Source organism: Chryseobacterium sp. B21-037 (assembly GCF_028570785.1).
Lineage (GTDB): Bacteria > Bacteroidota > Bacteroidia > Flavobacteriales > Weeksellaceae > Chryseobacterium > Chryseobacterium proteolyticum.
Genome location: NZ_JALGCB010000001.1, coordinates 39,906 through 58,989, shown reverse-complemented (window position 1 = coordinate 58,989; position 19,084 = coordinate 39,906). Strand labels below are relative to the sequence as shown.

Annotated in this window: 18 protein-coding genes; 12 read left to right on the top strand and 6 right to left on the bottom strand. The window is 36.3% G+C overall.

The genetic code is table 11. The annotated features are described in order from the left end of the window. The first annotated feature begins 98 nt into the window (after window positions 1-98). The 5 genes from MTQ00_RS00300 to MTQ00_RS00280 all read left to right on the top strand — a co-directional run bounded on the left by MTQ00_RS00300 (window position 99) and on the right by MTQ00_RS00280 (window position 6,459). Window positions 99-1,298, top strand: coding sequence for a hypothetical protein (locus tag MTQ00_RS00300; RefSeq protein ID WP_273647280.1), 1,200 nt, complete (start codon window positions 99-101; stop codon window positions 1,296-1,298). A gap of 192 nt (window positions 1,299-1,490) precedes the next feature. Continuing rightward, complete coding sequence (locus MTQ00_RS00295) at window positions 1,491-2,006, top strand: DUF2975 domain-containing protein (protein ID WP_273647279.1); 516 nt, start codon at window positions 1,491-1,493, stop codon at window positions 2,004-2,006. A gap of 1 nt (window position 2,007) precedes the next feature. After that, the gene (locus tag MTQ00_RS00290; protein WP_040995723.1) at window positions 2,008-2,211 is read left to right on the top strand and encodes a helix-turn-helix domain-containing protein; all 204 of its coding nucleotides are present in this window, start codon (window positions 2,008-2,010) and stop codon (window positions 2,209-2,211) included. Window positions 2,212-2,416: 205 nt separating this feature from the next. Continuing rightward, window positions 2,417-3,289, top strand: a complete 873-nt coding sequence (locus tag MTQ00_RS00285) for an ABC transporter ATP-binding protein (protein ID WP_273647277.1) — start codon at window positions 2,417-2,419, stop codon at window positions 3,287-3,289. 2 nt (window positions 3,290-3,291) lie between these two features. After that, window positions 3,292-6,459, top strand: coding sequence for an ABC transporter permease/M1 family aminopeptidase (locus tag MTQ00_RS00280; RefSeq protein ID WP_273647276.1), 3,168 nt, complete (start codon window positions 3,292-3,294; stop codon window positions 6,457-6,459). Between the two features lie 70 nt (window positions 6,460-6,529). Here the strand turns inward: MTQ00_RS00280 and MTQ00_RS00275 are convergent, their stop codons facing one another. Beyond that, the gene (locus MTQ00_RS00275) at window positions 6,530-8,743 is read right to left on the bottom strand and encodes a polyribonucleotide nucleotidyltransferase (protein WP_273647275.1); all 2,214 of its coding nucleotides are present in this window, start codon (window positions 8,741-8,743) and stop codon (window positions 6,530-6,532) included. 584 nt (window positions 8,744-9,327) lie between these two features. On the opposite strand from MTQ00_RS00275, the gene MTQ00_RS00270 reads away from it, so the two are divergent. Beyond that, complete coding sequence (locus tag MTQ00_RS00270; RefSeq protein ID WP_273647273.1) at window positions 9,328-10,653, top strand: sugar MFS transporter; 1,326 nt, start codon at window positions 9,328-9,330, stop codon at window positions 10,651-10,653. A 103-nt stretch (window positions 10,654-10,756) separates the two neighbouring features. Here MTQ00_RS00270 and MTQ00_RS00265 read toward each other — a convergent pair whose 3' ends face one another. Both MTQ00_RS00265 and rpsO read right to left on the bottom strand, forming a co-directional pair. Further along, a complete protein-coding gene (locus MTQ00_RS00265) occupies window positions 10,757-11,929 on the bottom strand; it encodes an acyloxyacyl hydrolase (protein ID WP_273647271.1) in 1,173 nt (390 codons plus the stop codon). 139 nt (window positions 11,930-12,068) lie between these two features. Then, on the bottom strand, window positions 12,069-12,338 hold the full coding sequence (gene rpsO, locus MTQ00_RS00260) for a 30S ribosomal protein S15 (RefSeq protein WP_172276901.1): 270 nt from the start codon (window positions 12,336-12,338) through the stop codon (window positions 12,069-12,071). Window positions 12,339-12,511: 173 nt separating this feature from the next. On the opposite strand from rpsO, the gene MTQ00_RS00255 reads away from it, so the two are divergent. The 5 genes from MTQ00_RS00255 to mgtE all read left to right on the top strand — a co-directional run bounded on the left by MTQ00_RS00255 (window position 12,512) and on the right by mgtE (window position 15,515). Then, window positions 12,512-13,069, top strand: a complete 558-nt coding sequence (locus MTQ00_RS00255; protein ID WP_273647270.1) for a pyruvate decarboxylase — start codon at window positions 12,512-12,514, stop codon at window positions 13,067-13,069. 424 nt (window positions 13,070-13,493) lie between these two features. After that, complete coding sequence (locus MTQ00_RS22325; RefSeq protein WP_407933710.1) at window positions 13,494-13,637, top strand: bacteriocin-like protein; 144 nt, start codon at window positions 13,494-13,496, stop codon at window positions 13,635-13,637. 41 nt (window positions 13,638-13,678) lie between these two features. Next, entirely contained in the window at window positions 13,679-13,822 is a 144-nt protein-coding gene (locus MTQ00_RS00250; protein ID WP_172276895.1) for a bacteriocin-like protein, read from the top strand. Between the two features lie 27 nt (window positions 13,823-13,849). Further along, entirely contained in the window at window positions 13,850-14,011 is a 162-nt protein-coding gene (locus MTQ00_RS22320; protein ID WP_407933709.1) for a bacteriocin-like protein, read from the top strand. Between the two features lie 181 nt (window positions 14,012-14,192). Further along, window positions 14,193-15,515: a magnesium transporter gene (mgtE, locus tag MTQ00_RS00245; protein WP_172276892.1), complete on the top strand. Its 1,323-nt coding sequence runs from the start codon at window positions 14,193-14,195 to the stop codon at window positions 15,513-15,515. Window positions 15,516-15,567: 52 nt separating this feature from the next. On the opposite strand, the gene MTQ00_RS00240 is transcribed toward mgtE, so the two are convergent. Further along, window positions 15,568-16,125, bottom strand: coding sequence for a hypothetical protein (locus tag MTQ00_RS00240; RefSeq protein WP_273647269.1), 558 nt, complete (start codon window positions 16,123-16,125; stop codon window positions 15,568-15,570). A 191-nt stretch (window positions 16,126-16,316) separates the two neighbouring features. Between MTQ00_RS00240 and MTQ00_RS00235 the strand changes: the two genes are divergently transcribed. Then, complete coding sequence (locus MTQ00_RS00235; RefSeq protein WP_273647268.1) at window positions 16,317-17,045, top strand: ABC transporter substrate-binding protein; 729 nt, start codon at window positions 16,317-16,319, stop codon at window positions 17,043-17,045. Window positions 17,046-17,144: 99 nt separating this feature from the next. Here MTQ00_RS00235 and MTQ00_RS00230 read toward each other — a convergent pair whose 3' ends face one another. Next, window positions 17,145-17,594, bottom strand: a complete 450-nt coding sequence (locus MTQ00_RS00230) for a GAF domain-containing protein (protein WP_172276886.1) — start codon at window positions 17,592-17,594, stop codon at window positions 17,145-17,147. Between the two features lie 12 nt (window positions 17,595-17,606). Next, window positions 17,607-19,034, bottom strand: coding sequence for a TonB-dependent receptor (locus MTQ00_RS00225; protein WP_172276883.1), 1,428 nt, complete (start codon window positions 19,032-19,034; stop codon window positions 17,607-17,609). Window positions 19,035-19,084 lie beyond the last annotated feature (50 nt).

Here is a 19,084-nt window from a genome sequence, read left to right as displayed (position 1 = left end):
AAGGCAACTTTATTTAAAGAGATTATCTATTCATTTCGGGTCCTTTACATTTTTACAATTTTTGAGTAAAACAGAAATTTAAATTTGTAAAAAAAATAATGAAAGTAATCTATTTTTTAACGGTTTTCTTGTTAGGCTGTACCATTCAGGCTCAAGATTCATTAGTTACTAAAATTGCTTCACAACATTATCAAATCATAAATTTCGAGAATAATCATTTTTCCGGTGAAGGAATTCGTAACCTGACTGAAACGATTGCTAAACACAAATATGTTCTGATCGGTGAAGACCATCTTAATAATGAGGTCCTGGATTTTACTTCTTATCTTACTCACAATATCAACTTCGACAACTATATTACGGAAGCAGATCAGCTTACCATTGATATTCTTAAAAAAGACTTCGAGAAAAATAAAGAATACCAATCAATTGTTTCCAGCTCTAACGGTAGATTTTCGTTTTTCTCATTTAACAAAGACCATGACCTTCTGGATTATTTTTTCCAAAATAAAAAAACCGTCATAGGCCTTGATCAGATTTATTACAATTCTGATGCAGTGATCTTCAGAGAGCTTATTGCAAGGACATCCAATAAAATAGCAAAAGCAAAATATCAATCTTTACTGAAAGAATCGAATGAGAGATGGAACACGTTCAGGTCAGGACTGGGCTATCGGACTATTGATGACAGCAAAAACCAGCCCTATTTGTTTTGCAACGATTTCAGGACCCGTATTGCAGATATTCAAAAATTAGATTTGTCTGAATATGAGCATAAAGCTTTAAACAAGCTGCTACAAAGCAATACAATATATGCTCTGGAAAATAATCAAAAGGGAGACGAATCTCAGTTCCTGAAAATAGCTTCAATGAAGGAAAATCTTCTTGAAAACCAGAACAAAATAAAAGGAAAAAGAAATCTTTTCAAGTTTGGAGCCAGTCATGCCGGTAAAGATCAGAGCCTACTGCAAAATAGCCCTGATATAGGAAATGTTGCATTTAATCTTGCCGAAAAAGACCACGAAAAGTCCTTACATATTGCCATTATTCAAAAAAATGGAAAAACAGGATCTTTCTTTGCTGAAAATAATGATGCAGAATACATTCTTTTTCTGAGACCCTTCTATCGCCTGGTTCATAAGGAAAATGAATGGCTCCTCTTTGACCTTACCAAGATCAATGCTGAAATAAAAAAACAAAAGACTTCCGTAAAGTCCGGCACCCTAAAAAAACTATTGGCGGGTTACGATTATTTAATTATTATACCCAAAGTAACTGCTCAGAAAATAGTTGTTTAGCACATATGCTGTTTTTATTTACTTTGGGTTCAATACATGTTAATCGAGATCATTCGTAAAAATGGCCCATTAACATTACATTACTCCAAGTCCTGATATATCAGGACTTTTTTATTTTTAAATATTTTTTTAATTAATTATTGTTTTACGATAATTAATTATACATTTGCATTATCAATTAATTATCATGCTATGAATCAAACTAAAACTATTGCAAAAATTTTATACTATATCTGCCTGGTATTATCAGGAGGATATCTTATTACAGCACTTTATTCCTTTTTCTGTATGACTACAGGTTTTGCGGTAACTCCTTATAAAGAGGATCAATATTTACATATCAATTATCCTTTTACTGAACAGCCATTTCTCAACATTGAAAACAATTATCCTTACATTATATTCTCTTTCATGGCCGTTTTAGTGACATATGGTATTTTTTTCTGGTTTTCAGCAAAAGTTTTTAAAGTGTTCTTTCAACCTCAATTATTTACCGAGGTCAACATTTTACAATTGAAGAGATTTTACTTATACAATATTTTCCTTCCACTACCGCTTGTGATCATCGCAAGTTTCTTTACAGAGGTCGAAAGTATTATATGGGGATTGGTTTTTATCCATTTCATGCTAGGAATTTTCTGCCTGTTTCTTGCTAATATCTTCAGGCAAGGGCTACATTTGCAAAACGAACAAGATCTATTTATATAAAATGCCAATTATAGTCAACTTAGATGTCATGCTTGCCAAGCGAAAAATGCAGAGTAAGGAATTGGCAGAAAAATTAGGAATCACGCCTGTCAATTTATCCATTCTGAAAACGGGAAAGGCAAAAGGGGTTCGTTTTGATACCCTCGAAGCTATCTGCAAAATTCTGGAATGCCAGCCGGGAGATATTTTAGAGTATAGAGAATAGTGGTGGAAACGAGATAAAAGATGCATGATATCGGTAAGAAAGCGAAAGTGCCCATGACCTTAGCCTTTAGTTTTCATCTATCAACTCATACCCTTTAACTGTCAGCTCATTTTCATTAGCAAGTAGATACAACAACTTATTTTTCAACATCATAAAAAAAGCAACGGAAACATTGCCAGCTATTGTATTATCCAAATTTAAAATCATGAATACATTATCCATTAACCACCTGAGCCTTACCTATAAAAATGGCTTCCAGGCAATTAAAGACATTTCATTGGAAATAGGAAATGGCATGTTCGGTTTACTGGGTCCGAACGGAGCCGGAAAGTCCTCTTTAATGAAAACCATCGTTGGCCTCCAGAAACCGAGTTCGGGAAATATTATTTTCAATGGTATTGATATTTCCAGGGAGCCTGATTTTATAAGACAAAACCTCGGGTTCTTACCACAGGATTTTGGAGTTTATCCTAAAGTTTCAGCTTACGACTTATTGCATCACATTGCTATCTTAAAGGGAATAAAAGACAATACCTTTCGAAAAAGACAGATTTCCGGATTGTTGGAAAAAGTAAACCTGTCAGATTTCCGAAACAAAGAAGTCCATACTTTTTCAGGCGGAATGAAACAGCGTTTTGGAGTTGCCCAGGCTTTATTAGGAAACCCTAAAATCATTATTGTGGACGAACCTACGGCAGGACTGGATCCCGAAGAACGCAACCGTTTTAATTCTTTACTCAATGATATCAGCAAGGATGTTATTGTGATCCTTTCTACTCATCTTGTAGAAGATGTCCGGAATTTATGTTCTGAGATGGCTATTATCAATAAAGGAAAGCTTATCCGAAAAGGGAAACCCGGTGACCTGATTTCAGAATTAGAACATAAAATCTGGTCAAAACGGATCAACAGAAATGAATGGGAGGATTATCAGGCAACTCATGAGATCATCAGCCAACAGCTGATCGAAAGAGAACTGTATATCACGACTTTCGCAGCCCATCAACCAAAAGATTTCAATGCTGTTCCTCCTCTTTTGGAACATGTATACTTTCATAGCCTCACTCAAAAATCATAATCATGAACTCATTACTTTTATTTGAAGCCAGACGCAACATAAAGCACTGGCTCAGTTATCTTATTGCCTTCACTTTAGTCGTTTTGGGTATATTTTGCGGAAGCCAGTTCAACCTGACTGTCGGAGAACGTATTTATCTCAATTCACCTTATTCCATCGGGTTTATGGTGGGTATGTTGAGTCTTTCTATTATATTTTTTGCGATTATCTACGCAAGTCAGCAGCTATTTAAGGATTGGGATTCGAAATTTGATATGATCCTGTTTTCTTTACCTCTTTCAAAAAGAACATATCTGCAAGGAAAGTTTCTGAACTATTTCCTGCAAACCTTCCTGAGCTTCCTGTTTTTGATTATTGGCTTTATTCTCGGGCAAAATACAAGGACAGGAAGTGAGATGCAGCCCTATTTCAATCTCTGGTATTATCTATATCCGGTAGTGATTTTAGGATTCATCAACTGTCTCTTAGTCTGTAGTTTTTTATTTTTCATTGCCTACAGTACCAAAAGAAAGCTCCTGGTAGTAACCGGCGGCCTGCTGTTATACGTTCTGTATATGGTTGTATTATTATTTTCCAATTCACCTTTCATGGCGGGAAGCTTACCTCAATCAATAGAGACTCAGCAGCTCTCTGCACTATCTGATCCCTTTGGATTATCTGCCTATTTCCTGGAGGCAAAGGTATTTTCGGTGGCCCAAAAGAACTATTCTATCACTCCTCTTTCAGGATATCTATTGACGAACAGGCTGATTTTTATTGTATTTTCAGGACTGTTCTTATTTTTATCTTATCGTTTATTTTCTTTTACGACCTCTTCAGATAAAGGATCAGGAAAGAAAAATGATCTTTTTTCCGCTCCTCATATTGTGTTGTCGGATTATATTACTGCCGAATCAGATTTTGGATTCAGGGCCTCTTTCAGATCTGTTATTTCCTTTGCCAAAATCGATCTGATTTACCTTTTTAAAAGTGTTAGCATTATTGCGGTTTCTATATTGCTATTGTTTGCAGTCGGTATGGAAATGTATGCTGAAATTGAAAAAGGAATCCGTTTACCACAAAAGTATGCAAGCTCAGGTCTCATGGCAACAACCATTTCAGAAAATTTCCATCTACTCGGATTGTTGATCATGACGTACTTCATTAACGACCTGTATTGGAGAAGTCAGTCATCAGGATTTATCCTGATCGAAAAAAGCACCCATTTTTCAAAAAATAAATTATCCGGACATCTTCTCTCCGCTGGTATTCTCATTTTCTTTTTTACAGGTATCCTTATCATAGAAGGCCTGACCTTCCAGCTTGGCTACCATTATTTCCATATTGACTGGAGTGCCTATTCAGGCACAATCCTTTTCAATACGTTACCATTGCTATTATTTTCCGGTTTTATACTGCTGATTAATGACTTTAGTAAAAACAGGTTTATAGCATTAGGAATTTCCGTTCTTGCCGTTTTTATTTTTGCAGGCCCCGCCTCGAAAAAGATTATTCCATACCCTTTACTGAGGATATTTTCAGATTTTAAAGGGGTTTACAGCGACTTTAACGGTTATGGAATCTATACAACAGCATTTGCTGAAAGACTCTTCTTTGGAATAGGTTTGGTTGCGTTTCTATGGATCCTTAACAGATCTGTTGCTACAAAAAAATGGAATAAAAATCAATGGTTGGGTATCGCTATTCTTTTAGCAGCCGGTATTTTTAGCGGATATCATTTTATGAAAGGATACATTCCTCAGAATAAAGAAGAATCAATTGCTAAGGCTGTTCTGTACGAAAAAAAATTCAAGATCTTTGAACAACTCCCTCAGCCTGTAATAAAAGATGTCAGCACAGAAATCAAGCTTTTCCCGTCCAAATCTTCTTATATAATAGAAGGAAAATATACTATTACCAATATCACAACCAAAGCTATTGATAAAATTTTATTTAACTTCCATCCGAGTCTGAAAATCCAATCTGCTGTTCTCACTACTTCTTCCGAGTCTGTAAAGATCCGTACAGAAACTGCAGCAATATATTTAAACCGGCCATTACAGCCCAATGAGACTGCAACCTTAAATTTCACACTCTCCTATCAATGGTATGCAGTAAACGGACACGATTCATTCAATGCTGTTATTAAAAACGGTTCGTTTATGCGGATAAGCAGATATTATCCAAGTATTGGCTATCAAAAAAGTTATGAACTTCAGGATGAGAAACAAAGAATGGATTATAAATTGGGCAAAACATCTGGCCTTAAGAAACCGGAAGCTCCAGAAATATTCCTGAATGATTTTATTAATCTTACAATGACCGTCTCAACTGAAAAGGATCAGACAGCAGTCGGAACCGGAGATTTAATTAAAGAATGGACACAGGGTAAAAGAAAATATTTTCAATACGGAGCCAGAGGTATTCCATTTCGTTTTGCCGTTTCCTCTGCTGACTATAATCGTAAAAGTGTCAGGTATAGAGGTATTTTGATCAATGTCTTTTATCATGCAAATCATAGTGAAAATGTCTTTCATTTAATTAATAATGCGAAACTGACTTTAGATTATTGTATGCGCAATTTTGGAAAATATCCGTTCCAATCAGTCAACTTCGCTGAAATTTCTTCTTATACAAAAGGTTTTGCAGCCACAGCCTATCCGTCAGCGATCTTTATGCCTGAAGACATGATCTTTCATGCGAATATTCATGCAGATAAAAAACAGGATGTGATTAATGAACTCGCAGGACATGAGCTTTCCCATTTATGGTGGGGCAACAGCCAGATTGATCCCGATGACAGGGAAGGTTCTGTAATGCTTACGGAAACCTTAGCCATGTATACTGAAATGATGCTGTATAAGAAGATGCATGGAAAACAAAAAATGCTCGACAGAATAGAAATGCATCAGCAGATCTATGATAACGAAAAAGGATTATCAGAAAACAAGCCCATTTACAAAGCAACCGGAGAGGAACCTCATATCGCCTATTCCAAAGGTGCAGTAGCGATGGTGAAACTAAGTGAGCTGCTTGGTGAAGAAAGGGTAAATCAGGCACTCAAGAATTTTCTTTTACATAATCAATACCCTAAAAAGCCTGCAAGTACGGATCTTCTTAAAGAGTTTTACAAAGTATGCCCCGATGCATCTTCTCAAAAAGAAGTTGACCGGTTATTTAAAACTATATAATGAATCAGGATTGTCCCAAAAGAAAAATCCCTCTTGTGGAGGGATTTTTTATGCTACTAAAAGCTATATCTTATGCTTCAGTTGAAGGCTTTTCATTTTCCTTTGGCGTTTGCGCTGCGGGTTTACCACCTTCAGGTCTTTCCTGTCTCGGTTTTTGCTCCGGCTTTGGTGGTCTTGGTAATAAAACTTTACGGGATAATTTCATTTTCTTACGGTCATCGTAACCCATAAACTTCACTTCTACTTCATCTCCTTCAGCGTAAGGAACTTTATCAAGACGTGACCATTCGATCTCAGAAATGTGAAGAAGACCTTCCGTACCTTTTGCAATCGCTACAAAAGCTCCGAAATCCATTACTTTCACTACTTTCCCTTTGTATACTTCCCCTACTACCGGTACGAAAGTAATTTCATTGATCTTCGCAACAGCTGCATTGATTTTCTCTCTGTCTGTTCCTGCAATTTCAATACGTCCGATCTCGCCTATTTCTTCAATAGCAATAACAGTATCCGTATCTTTTTGTAATTGTTGAATGATTTTTCCACCAGGTCCGATCACTGCACCAATAAAGTCTTTTGCAATCTCCATAACCACCATTTTCGGTGCATGAGGCTTAACATCAGCTCTAGGCTCAGCAATTGTTTCCGTAATTTTATTAAGGATATGTAATCTTCCGTCTTTAGCCTGCATTAAAGCCTGCTCCATGATATCCATAGAAAGCCCCTGGATTTTAATATCCATCTGACAAGCCGTGATTCCTTCTGCCGTACCCGTTACTTTAAAGTCCATATCTCCCAGGTGATCTTCATCCCCAAGGATATCGGAAAGTACCGTGAATTTCCCGGATTTAGTATCGGTAATAAGTCCCATCGCAATTCCGGAAACCGGTTTTGTAATCTGTACTCCGGCATCCATTAATGCTAATGTTCCTGCGCAAACAGTTGCCATAGAAGAAGAACCGTTAGATTCCAGGATATCGGAAACAATTCTGATCGTGTATGGATTTTCTTCAGGAATTACAGCCTGTAAAGCTCTTTGAGCAAGATTTCCGTGTCCTACTTCTCTTCTTGAAGTTCCTCTTAAAGGTCTGGCTTCACCTGTTGAGAACGGAGGGAAGTTATAATGAAGGAAGAATTTCTCGTCATAATTCGCCATCACGCTGTCTACCATATTCGCATCTTTTACAGATCCTAAAGTTACAGCTGTTAATGATTGTGTTTCTCCTCTTGTGAAAATTGCAGAACCGTGCGCTCCAGGAAGATAATCAATTTCCGACCAGATCGGACGGATCGTTTTAGGATCACGACCATCAAGACGGATGTTGTCTTCAAGGATCATCTGACGCATAGCCTCTTTTTCTACATCATGATAATATACTTTTGCGAAAGGTGATACTCTTTCCAGTTCTTCAGGATTATCAACATATTGTGCTAAAAACTCCTCAAGAACAGCTTTGAATTTCTCTCCTCTCTCTTCTTTACCTGAAGGTTGCTTGGCAACTTCGTATACTTTATCATATGTTTCTTTCCACACTTTCTCACGAATATCTTCGTCATGAATTTCGTGGTTGTATTCTCTTTTCGGGAAAGCTTTACCTACTTTTTCAGCAAGTCTTTCCTGAGCTTCAATTTGTTTTTTAATTTCAGCATGTGCAAAGATGATCGCTTCCAGCATTTCCTGCTCAGAAATTTCTTTCATCTCTCCTTCTACCATTACGATCGAGTCTTTGGTAGCTCCAACCATAATATCCAGCTCAGAATCTTTAAGATCTTCATATCTTGGATTAATCGCTAATTTTCCGTCAAATCTTACCACTCTCACTTCAGACATCGGTCCGTTGAAAGGGATATCGGTAATAGCAATTGCAGCAGAAGCCGCCAAACCTGCCAAATCATCAGGAATAGATTGTCCGTCGTAAGAAATCAGGGAAATCATTACCTGAACTTCCGCATGGAAATCTTCAGGGAAAAGCGGACGAAGAACTCTGTCCACCAAACGCATGGTTAAAATTTCCTGATCTGAAGGTCTTGCTTCTCTACGGAAAAAATTTCCAGGAATTTTTCCTCCTGCATAGAATTTTTCTCTGTAATCTACTGTTAATGGTAAGAAATCTACACCAGGATTAGCTTCTTTATTGGCTACAACAGTTGCTAAAAGCATTGTTCCACCCATTTTTACTACTACAGAACCATCAGCCTGTTTTGCTAATTTACCTGTTTCAATAGTGATTTCTCTGCCGTCTGCAAGAGTAATCGTTTCTGTAAACGCTTGAGGTATACTCATAAATAATTTTGTTTAAACACTCCGTATTGAGTGTGATTGATATAAATTCGTCTAAATTTTGTTTGCAAAGATAAACTATTTTCCCGGTAACTGGCACTATAAAAAAGAAAAGAGGCATGGGAAGTAATCAACTATCCTTCAATCACTTATTTGAGCGTCTAAAAAATTGCCTGATCAGAAAAAACGACAAAGAATTTAAGGATGTTCCTCAACGAATCTATTACTCCTATAACTCTACTTTTCAGCCTTTTATTTTTCAACATCAGTTTATTTCAGCTTTGTTTTTGTCTCAATTAGAGATAATAATTGTATTTACAGATAAAATTAACATAAAAAGCCTCTTAAAAGTTGCAGAAAAAAAAGTTGTTCCCCTATATTTGCCCTGTTTTTTAAATCTATTTTCTTCCGGGAAAAACACATTAAAAAATTCATCTTTTTATAACCCATTGAAGGAGCGTATTATCATCTCTTTCTTTTAAATAAATGTTTATGATTAATAAAGAAGTAAAGTCGCAAAACAGGAATTATACGGTTCCTTTGATCACCATTACCTTGTTATTTTTATGTGGGGGTTTATTACCTGTATGAATGATATCCTGATTCCTTATCTGAAACAGCTTTTCAGCCTCACTTTCTTTGAGTCTATGCTCGTTCAGTTTTGCTTCTTCGGCGCCTATTTCATCGGCTCATTAATCTATTTCTTTATTTCTATCTCCAAAGGAGACCCCATTAATAAAGTAGGCTATAAAAAAGGAATCATCTTCGGTATTTTCCTGGCAGCTTTCGGATGTATTTTATTTTATCCTGCGGCTACTTTTTCTTATTATCCTTTATTTCTTGGAGCTTTGTTTATTTTAGGATTAGGATTTACCGTATTACAGATCACAGCCAATGCATATGTTTCTCTATTGGGAAGCGAAGAATCTGCCTCAAGCCGTCTGAACATGACCCAGGCATTCAACGCATTCGGAACCACCATAGCCCCGGTGCTGGGCGGACATCTTATTTTCGAATTCTTCTCGGCTCCGGACGGATCATTCAGTGCCGTAGCCACCAGGATTCCTTATCTTATTTTTGCAGCTATCCTGTTACTGGTTGCCTTACTGATTTCAAGAGTAAAACTACCTTCTTTCCAGACGGCAGAAGAAGAAATCGTAAAAGGTTGGGGAGCATTGGAATTCAGCCATCTTAAATTTGGCGTTTTTGCAATGTTCTGCTATGTAGGAGGAGAAGTTGCTGTGGGCAGCTTTATCATCAGTTTCCTGGAACAGCCCCAGGTAATGGGCTTTAATGAAATCATCAGTAAGAATTACCTTTCCCTGTATTGGGGAGGTGCTATGATTGGCCGTTTTCTTGGTGCTATTTCATTGAACCAGTCTATCAGTCAGGGAAGAAAAGCCATTTATATGGCAGGTGCCGCAAGCTTGGTTTTCCTGGTGATCTTCAGTATCGTTAATCTTACATTTTCGCAGATCAGCTTTTTCCTTGTATTTATCGTACTTAATTTCGTTGCATTCTTTGTAGGTAAAGCTGCTCCTGCAAGGACGCTATCTATTTTTGCCGCTGTAAATGTCGCATTGCTCATCTCAGCAATGGTCAATCATGGTGAACTGGCGATGTACAGTATTTTAGGTATAGGAATTTTCAATTCAATCATGTTCTCCAATATTTACACGCTTGCTATTTCCGGGCTGGGAAAATACACAAGCCAGGGATCATCTTTAGTAGTTATGGCAATTCTGGGAGGTGCCATTGTTCCTATTTTCCAGGGATACCTTGCTGATCAGTTCGGAGTACAACATTCCTTTATTATTCCTGTATTCTGTTATCTGGTTATCCTTATTTTCGGAGCTTACTGCACCCGGTATCTGGGACATGTGAAAAGCACGGAAGCAAAGTCAGGGCATTAATTAAAATACAGAATAAAATAATACGGCTTCATTTAAAATGATCCATTTCACAGTAAAGGAATATTTTAAATGAAGCTTTTTTTGTGAGCATATATACAGATCCCTATCTTCTTTCCCTTCTGGAAAAAGTATATCCGATCCTCCATTCAAGATAGTCTGCAATGTGCAGGTCATACGCATTGATCCCAAAAGAAGCAAAGAGGCGATCTGTGATCTGGTACTGTAATCCTATTTTTTGAAAAAAAGCAGGGCTGTCGTATTTACGTTCTTTCTTAAACAGATAATAACCCGCTCCTACATTCACATTCAATTTACCGATGATCAACCTGTAAGAAGGAATTACACTAAACAATAACTGATCATGTGAAAAACGTTTTTGCTGGTAAAGTGTACTATCAGCCACATACATGGTGTGGTTGTACTGTTCGTCATGAGTAATGCCCACTCCAAGTCCATACGCCGACTTAGAAGAATATTGATGCATATAAAAAGCTTCTACCCCATAAACGGAATAATTAAAACCTTCATAAAGTTTTTTCAATTCCTCACGTTGCCCGCCCCTGTAAAAAATATTTTTCCTCCCTCCGAAAGCCGAAACTTCAAGGGTGTTATATTTCTTTGTGTTAAATGAAATTGAATCATTGGTTCGTGGAACTGCTCTTTCGGGATAATAGACAAGGCTGATCTGTGGAGCAAAAGTATTCAATCCTTTGTTCGGAAACTTTAATGACCCGTTCGAAAGATGATTGAATTTCAGATTCAGTCCGATGTCAAAATGACGACCGAGTTCATAATAAATTCCCGTACCCAAACTGATGAACATATTCGTTCTGGATCCTAAAGACGTGTTGTAATATCCATGATCTTCATCGAATGGATTTGAATTAAAAGCAATTCCAAAATCTACATGGTGATACCACTTCAGTTTTCCCCATTGTCCGAGTTTCGCGTTGTAGACACCATATATTCCAAATGGTGATCCCATCTCTTTATTATCAAGAAAATCGAAAGCAAAGAATCCAATACCATATTGGGGATAATTATACTGTTTTTCCCAATGTTTATTACCTGCGGTTTGTTTGAGAATCTGAACAGAATAACCGGTATAATTAGTATTCTTGTATCCTTTTAACGGTTCGTTAGTCCGTAGAATATTACCATATTCGAATCCGCCAGACAGAACGAATGAAGATGGTCTTGGTATTTCATTTTCCTGCGAATAGCAGCAAGCAGAAATAAGGCCGGATACAATCAGGTAGAAATGCCTTAAAAACATCAGTTTACTTTAAGATTGGCAAATCTAAGTATTCATTTGGTATAAATTAATAATATTATTAACTAAATTTAAATTTATTGTTAAAATAAAAAAGCAACCTCGTAAGAAGTTGCTTTTTATTTTTTGAAAATCTTGTAGACTATTTTCTTAAACCTAGTTCAGCAATAATTGCTCTGTATCTTTCGATATCTTTATTTTTAAGGTAATCTAGTAAACTTTTTCTTTTACCTACTAATTTCACCAAAGATCTTTCCGTTGCAAAATCGTGACGGTTCGCCTTTAAGTGTTGAGATAAGTGATTGATTCTGTAAGTGAAAAGAGCTACTTGCCCTTCAGCACTTCCTGTGTCCTGTGCAGATTTCCCGTGTTTTGAGAAAATTTCCTGCTTTTTTTCTGTTGTTAAGTACATTCCAATATTGTTTAATGATTATTATGTAACGGGTGCAAAAGTACGACTAATTTTTAATCCGGCAAAACATTATTGATTTCATATATCAAAATTGATAGAAAAAAATGTTAAAAATTTCTTAATAAAATGTATGCCATCCCATTAAAAGAGAGTAATTTTGCAAACGAAGACAAATGAGAAAAACTTTACTTTTTACTACGGTTTCCATTTTTTTATTGATCAGTATTTCAGTGAAAGCACAAAAGGGTGCTTCTTCTGAGGACAGGATAAAAAAGGTTTTATACTTCAATCCCGAGGTAGAGCCTGATATTGATGAAATAAAAGAACCTACCAATCATGCATTTTTCAGTGCTGTTTCAGATAATTTAAGCGGCTATAAAAAGAATAAAATGCTGCGTACCGAAATCCAGATTCCCTTTGACAGCGTGGATGCACAGACGATTGCTGATTACTGCATCAACAATGATGCTGATTTTGCCGTTGTTCCGAAAGTTAAATACTTTAAAGTGGGAATTGGAAAGTATGTGTTCTCCAACCAGGTTGTTGTGAGTATGAAACTTTTTGATGCAACCGGCAACCTTATTACGGAATCCGACTATGATACCTATAGGAAAAATATGCGTCTTCTGGGTTCTGCAGAGAATTCTATAAAAATCGGAACAAACGGAGCTATAAAAGCGATTCTTAGGAAACTAAGAAAAATAAAACCTTCCTCAGAAGCAGGATTCTAACAATTCTATTTTTTTTCATAATTCATTACATATCACAATTTTAATAAATTTTGATAAAAATTTTTAAAATTATTTGTGAATAATTCAAATATTTTTGTTAATTTAGTCATAAACTAAAAATTAACACACCATGAAATACTTCAATAAATCTACATAAAGAGGGCAAATATGTTTTAATACATTGCCTTATTCATCTATCGAGCATTTCATCTTGTTAATCTTATAAAATTTTAATTATAGAAAATAAATCTCTTCATTTTTTAAATTCATTATTACACCTGCGATATTCGCAGGTGTTTTTTTTATCCTTAACAAACTCTGCCTCAATAGATAAAAAAAATATTCAACAGACAAATAACTCTACAATAATGTGAATAATAAATGATTTTTTATTAAATTAGTCATTCATTAAAACCTACATACTATGAAAAATTTAAAAAAATTAGACCGACAGGAACAAAAGGCAATTAAAGGTGGAGGCCTTATAAGATGCAACGATCATTCGCAATGCTTTGGAGGATGGTGTTGCAATGGCACATGTGTTATCGATGCATGCTTAGAATTTTAATATCATTAATCATCGAATGTATAATTTAAACACTATTTACTATGAAAAATCTTAAAAAACTCAACAGACAGGAACAAAAAGCAATTAACGGAGGAGCTCTTAAAAGATGTACAGACCATTCCCAATGTTTTGGAGCATGGTGCTGCAATAACATATGCGTACCAACTGCATGCATTGAGGCTTAACTGAAACAAACTAAAATTAAAACTGCTATGAAAAATCTTAAAAAACTAAACCGGAATCAACAAAAGGAAATAAAAGGTGCTGGTCCGATAACCAAATGTAAGAACTCGTCACAGTGTGGCTTCGGGGAGTGCTGCTCCGGCGGAATGTGTATTGCTTCCGATATACCGAACTGTGAACCTATAGAATAAAATACAGAGTATGAAATTTAAAATTTCACCGGACATCCGCAATAAGCGGATGTTTTTTTATTGATAAAATGTCATAGCCATTCAATACAGGTGTAAAACTTTAATAAATCCTTAATTTTGTCACATCATTGGTCAATTTTAAAAAATTGAATTATTTTTGCATATCCTAAAATCTCACGCTTTGAATTATACTGACGAACTTATCTTAAATCCTGCCGATATTGCCGAAACTCTTAGCAACCTTCCTGCTGATGAAAGGCTCCTGGCGTTTTTAAAGGTTCCTAAAGAATACAAAGCAGAGGTTTTCTCCCATCTTGATCCTGATTTCCAGGAGGAAACGATCAGAAGTATCGGTAGTGATGAAGTTTCAGAGATCCTGAATGCGATGACTCCGGATGACAGGACTGCCCTGTTTGAAGATTTTCCTGATGAGCTTATTAAGTATTCAATCAATCATCTTAACCCACAGGAAAGGAGGATTGCATTAAAGCTTTTAGGATACCATTCCGACTCCATTGCCCGTCTGATGACTCCGTATTACATCCAGATCCGTAAGGAATGGACTGTGAAGAAATGTTTACAGCAGATCAAGAAAGTAGGAAAAAGGGTGGAAACAATGAACCATCTGTATGTAGTAGATGAAAGAAACCGCCTCATTGACGATTTAGCGCTTGGTAGTCTATTACTGGCAGAAGAAGATACTCTTGTTTCGGAATTAACGGATAACCACTTTGTTGCCATTACCACAATGACCTCAAAAGAGGATGCAGTTACCTATTTCGAAAAATATGACCGCACCGCACTTCCCATTATCACGGAATCAGGAGTCCTTGTAGGGATTGTAACCATCGATGACATCCTTGACCAGATCGAACAGCAGAACACCGAAGATATCCAGAAATTCGGGGGTCTTGAAGCCCTTGATTTACCATACACCCAGACTTCCCTCATCGAAATGGTCAAAAAAAGAGGAATGTGGCTGATCATATTATTCTTTTCCGAAATGCTTACTGCCTCGGCAATGGGATATTTCGAGGATGAAATTCAAAAAGCCGTTGTACTGGCATTATTTGTCCCATTAATTATCTCCAGTGGTGGAAACTCCGGCTCACAGGCTGCAACGCTTATCATCCGGGCGATGGCACTTCAGGAAATCGGATTAAAAGACTGGTGGTATGTAATGAGGAAAGAAATCTTTACCGGGTTGTTCCTCGGAGGAATACTTGGCCTTATCGGATTTTTAAGGATCATGATCTGGCATGAAGCCGGGTTCTTCAGCTATGGTGCCCATTGGGTATATGTAGGTTTAAGCGTAGCCGTTTCCCTGGTATTGATTGTGCTTTGGGGAACCCTTTCCGGTTCGATGGTTCCATTCATTCTAAAAAAATTAAAACTCGACCCTGCAACGTCATCTGCTCCTTTTGTAGCTACCCTAGTGGATGTTACAGGATTAATAATTTACTTTTCCGTAGCCGGACTTTTCTTAACCGGTAAACTTTTATAGCGAAAACGTACCTAAAATAAAAAAAGCTTCATAATATGAAGCTTTCTTATCTTTAGTCATAAATACCATCTTTAAAATCTGGTAACTGTGTGTACTTTGAAGGGTTTTCAGTCTCTGTCGACTGAACGACAACAGCTGGATTAAAGTGATATTGATTAAAAATATCCATTGTTGGTATCCATCTTAATGTACTTCCTTCCCTAAAATATATCTTTCCATTATTTGGATTTTGCATCAGCCCGTTATCTAGAAAAATCGGAGTTCTTACTTCAGTTTGAGTAGTAGAAATTAAACTGCTGATAGATGGAAGATCAAATTTAAAACTTTTATTAATAAAGAGCCCATCCCATGTAGCTTGATTATCAATATGTCTCCATTTTCCCATAAATTTAATGTAATACAAAGTATGCCCATTATCGTTTACCCTTGCAAAATCACCATTATAAGCAATAAATGGAGAGGGAGGAGCACTCTTTGATTCTAACTCTATCTTTGATGATTGAATTTTACTATTTTTTTTAATGTCTGTATTATTTACTAATACTTCGTCATCACTGGAACATGAAGTAATTAGAAGCATAGTAGTCAAAAGAATTAATGTTTTTCTCATAAATTAAATTAGTTAAGAGACCAAATATAGAGATTTATAAAAAATATTACACTACAAAATGAATTAAATAGTAAAAAATCCTTTATCAATAGATAAAACAGAGATTTTATCTAAAAATAAAACAATAAATAATGAATTATTAATATTTTTATCATCAGGAAAACTTTTGTAATTTTAGGCAAAGTCTAAAAATGAAAGTTATTTCTCTGGTACCCTCTATTACGGAGGCTCTATTTGATTTGGGTTTAACTGAAGATGAGATTATCGGAAGAACAAAATTCTGTATTCATCCCAAAGACAAAATCAAAAACGTTCCCGTTATCGGTGGAACAAAAAATCTGAATATCGAAAAGATTAAAGGCCTGCAACCAGACCTTATCCTTGCCAATAAAGAAGAAAACATCAAAGAACAGGTAGAAGCTTTGATGGAAGATTTCAAAGTGGTTGTAACCAACGTTGAAACTATTGAAGACAATTATTATCTACTGAAAACTCTGGGCAATATCTTTCAAAAAGAAGAAAGGGCTAAAGCCTATAATCTAAAGATCTACGAGGTTTTAAATCAGACTAAAATCAGCTCTAAGATCAAGGCTGCCTATCTCATCTGGAAAAACCCTTATATGACAGTAGGTGCGGATACTTTTATTCACAGGATCTTGACGGAAATAGGTTTTGAAAACAGCTTTAAAGATAAAACCCGCTATCCGGAGGTAACCATTCAGGACCTGGCAGATACAGACCTGATCATGCTTTCTTCAGAACCTTTCCCTTTTAAAGAAAAACATATTGCAGAATTAAAGGAATATTACCCTGATAAAAAAATAATCATCGTAGATGGAGAAGCTTTCTCCTGGTATGGGACCCATATTGCAAAATGTGGAAACTACTTTAAGGAACTGGTGGCTGAAATTGATTTATAAAATGCCATAGAGTACAGTTATCCTAAACCATGATTTCAGACATAAAATAAAAAACTCCGGCTTGACTTCCGGAGTTATATTTTTATAGATGTTGATCAATTAAAGGATCTTTGAAACTTCATTACAAAGCCATTCCAATAATTCGCGGTCTTCACTGGTAAACGGATCTATTGTGTGGGAATCGATATCTATCTGCCCTACATTTTCACCATTTTTAAAGATAGGAACCACAATTTCTGCCTTTGTATCTATCGAACAGCTTAAATAATTAGATTCCTGATGAACGTCAGGAACCACAAACGTTTCATTGGAAACAGCAACCTGTCCGCAAATTCCTTTCCCATAAGGGATGATGGTGTGATCTGTCTCTGCTCCTACATAAGGACCCAATATCAATTCTTCTTTGTCTCCATTTTTAAAATAGAAACCTGTCCAGTTGAAATAGGAGATCTCCTGATCCAACAGATGGCAAACTTTCTGGAGTTTTTCTTCTGTATTATGTTTTGGACTTTCAAGAATAGAAGAAAGTCTTTTCTTTAATTCTGACATTATATTATTGTTTTAAGAAAATTGTTTGAAGGAAAGCTCTTCTTTATAACCGAACATTCCACGCTCTTTGATCATTTCTGCAACTCCTTCCGGAACCTGAGTTTCCCAGCCTTTGATATTGCAGGCGATTTTTCTCAATATTTCTCTGGAGTATATTTCCAGGAATTCCGGATTATAGTTTTCAATATCTACGATACGGTTATTGAGTTTGAAATATTTATAGAGCTCTTTTAAGTTTTCCTCTACTTTTAGCGTTGATGAATCTAACAACTCATGAGTTTCAGGATCCTTATACGGATATAAGTAAACCCTCATTCCGTTACGGAAAAATTTACCAAAAGCTTCCAGGATTCCTCCTGAAAGATTCTTATAGTATTTCTCGTCAAACACCATCAACAGGTTATTTACCCCCATCGCAACTCCTATATTTCCGCTTGTATATGAGGCAAAATAATCGATCAATCGGTAATATTCGGAGAAGTTCGATACAATTACGGTATATCCTAATTTACCGAGGATATCCACCCTGTCCATAAAGTCTCTTTCATCGATATCACCATCAGCACGAAGGTTGGAAATGGTAATTTCAATCAGGATTTCCGTTTGTTCTTCCGTACAGGCAGCATCCTTCATAAATAGATCAATACCGTTTTGCAGCATATCAATATTCACTTTGGTCACCGGCCTGAAACTTCCTCTTACCGCAAAGATATTCTTCTTGTATAAAATATCTGCAGGAAGCATGTTATTACCCTGGCTATTAAAAATAACGGCATCCGTCATATTGTTTTTCACCAACTGTAAAGACATCAGCCTGTTATCCACATAATCAAACGCCGGCCCGCTGAAATCTATCATATCAATTTCCAGATTGTCGGTCGCTATGTCATCATATAATGACTCGATTAAGGTTCGTGGATTATCATAATATGTAAAAGCTCCAAAGATCAGATTTACTCCTAAATTTCCAAGAGTCTCCTGCTGTAATGTAGCATCATTCTCTTTAAACTTTACGTGGATAACGATTTCGTTATAACCTTCGTTTTCTTTTACCTGAAAACGGATTCCTACCCAACCGTGACCTTTAAGCGTTTTATCAAAATTGATGGTTGTTACCGTATTGGCATAGGAAAAAAATTTTCTGTTCGGGCTGTTTTCCCTGGAAATCCTTTCTTCGATCAAGGCAACTTCATAGCGAAGCATTTTACGAAGTCTGTTCTGAGTTACATACCTGTTTTTAGCTTCTTTTCCATAGATCGCATCACTAAAATCTTTGTCATAAGCAGACATCGCCTTAGCGATTGTACCCGAAGCGCCTCCTGCTCTAAAAAAATGCCGAACAGTCTCCTGCCCTGCTCCAATTTCCGCGAAAGTACCATAAATAGTAGGATCTAGATTAATTGTTAATGCTTTTTGTTTAGGAGTTAGTTTCTGATACATTAGGACATTAAATTTTTTGTAAATTTACCAAAATTAATACCAACCTCAAA

Excerpts from the sequence above, each read along its gene's own strand:
- MTQ00_RS00300 (WP_273647280.1), top strand. The coding sequence starts at position 99 with ATGAAAGTAATCTATTTTTTAACGGTTTTCTTGTTAGGCTGTACCATT.
- MTQ00_RS00295 (WP_273647279.1), top strand. The coding sequence starts at position 1,491 with ATGAATCAAACTAAAACTATTGCAAAAATTTTATACTATATCTGCCTG.
- MTQ00_RS00290 (WP_040995723.1), top strand. The coding sequence starts at position 2,008 with ATGCCAATTATAGTCAACTTAGATGTCATGCTTGCCAAGCGAAAAATG.
- MTQ00_RS00285 (WP_273647277.1), top strand. The coding sequence starts at position 2,417 with ATGAATACATTATCCATTAACCACCTGAGCCTTACCTATAAAAATGGC.
- MTQ00_RS00280 (WP_273647276.1), top strand. The coding sequence starts at position 3,292 with ATGAACTCATTACTTTTATTTGAAGCCAGACGCAACATAAAGCACTGG.
- MTQ00_RS00275 (WP_273647275.1), bottom strand. The coding sequence starts at position 8,743 with ATGAGTATACCTCAAGCGTTTACAGAAACGATTACTCTTGCAGACGGC.
- MTQ00_RS00270 (WP_273647273.1), top strand. The coding sequence starts at position 9,328 with ATGAATGATATCCTGATTCCTTATCTGAAACAGCTTTTCAGCCTCACT.
- MTQ00_RS00265 (WP_273647271.1), bottom strand. The coding sequence starts at position 11,929 with ATGTTTTTAAGGCATTTCTACCTGATTGTATCCGGCCTTATTTCTGCT.
- rpsO (WP_172276901.1), bottom strand. The coding sequence starts at position 12,338 with ATGTACTTAACAACAGAAAAAAAGCAGGAAATTTTCTCAAAACACGGG.
- MTQ00_RS00255 (WP_273647270.1), top strand. The coding sequence starts at position 12,512 with ATGAGAAAAACTTTACTTTTTACTACGGTTTCCATTTTTTTATTGATC.
- MTQ00_RS22325 (WP_407933710.1), top strand. The coding sequence starts at position 13,494 with ATGAAAAATTTAAAAAAATTAGACCGACAGGAACAAAAGGCAATTAAA.
- MTQ00_RS00250 (WP_172276895.1), top strand. The coding sequence starts at position 13,679 with ATGAAAAATCTTAAAAAACTCAACAGACAGGAACAAAAAGCAATTAAC.
- MTQ00_RS22320 (WP_407933709.1), top strand. The coding sequence starts at position 13,850 with ATGAAAAATCTTAAAAAACTAAACCGGAATCAACAAAAGGAAATAAAA.
- MTQ00_RS00240 (WP_273647269.1), bottom strand. The coding sequence starts at position 16,125 with ATGAGAAAAACATTAATTCTTTTGACTACTATGCTTCTAATTACTTCA.
- MTQ00_RS00235 (WP_273647268.1), top strand. The coding sequence starts at position 16,317 with ATGAAAGTTATTTCTCTGGTACCCTCTATTACGGAGGCTCTATTTGAT.
- MTQ00_RS00230 (WP_172276886.1), bottom strand. The coding sequence starts at position 17,594 with ATGTCAGAATTAAAGAAAAGACTTTCTTCTATTCTTGAAAGTCCAAAA.
- MTQ00_RS00225 (WP_172276883.1), bottom strand. The coding sequence starts at position 19,034 with ATGTATCAGAAACTAACTCCTAAACAAAAAGCATTAACAATTAATCTA.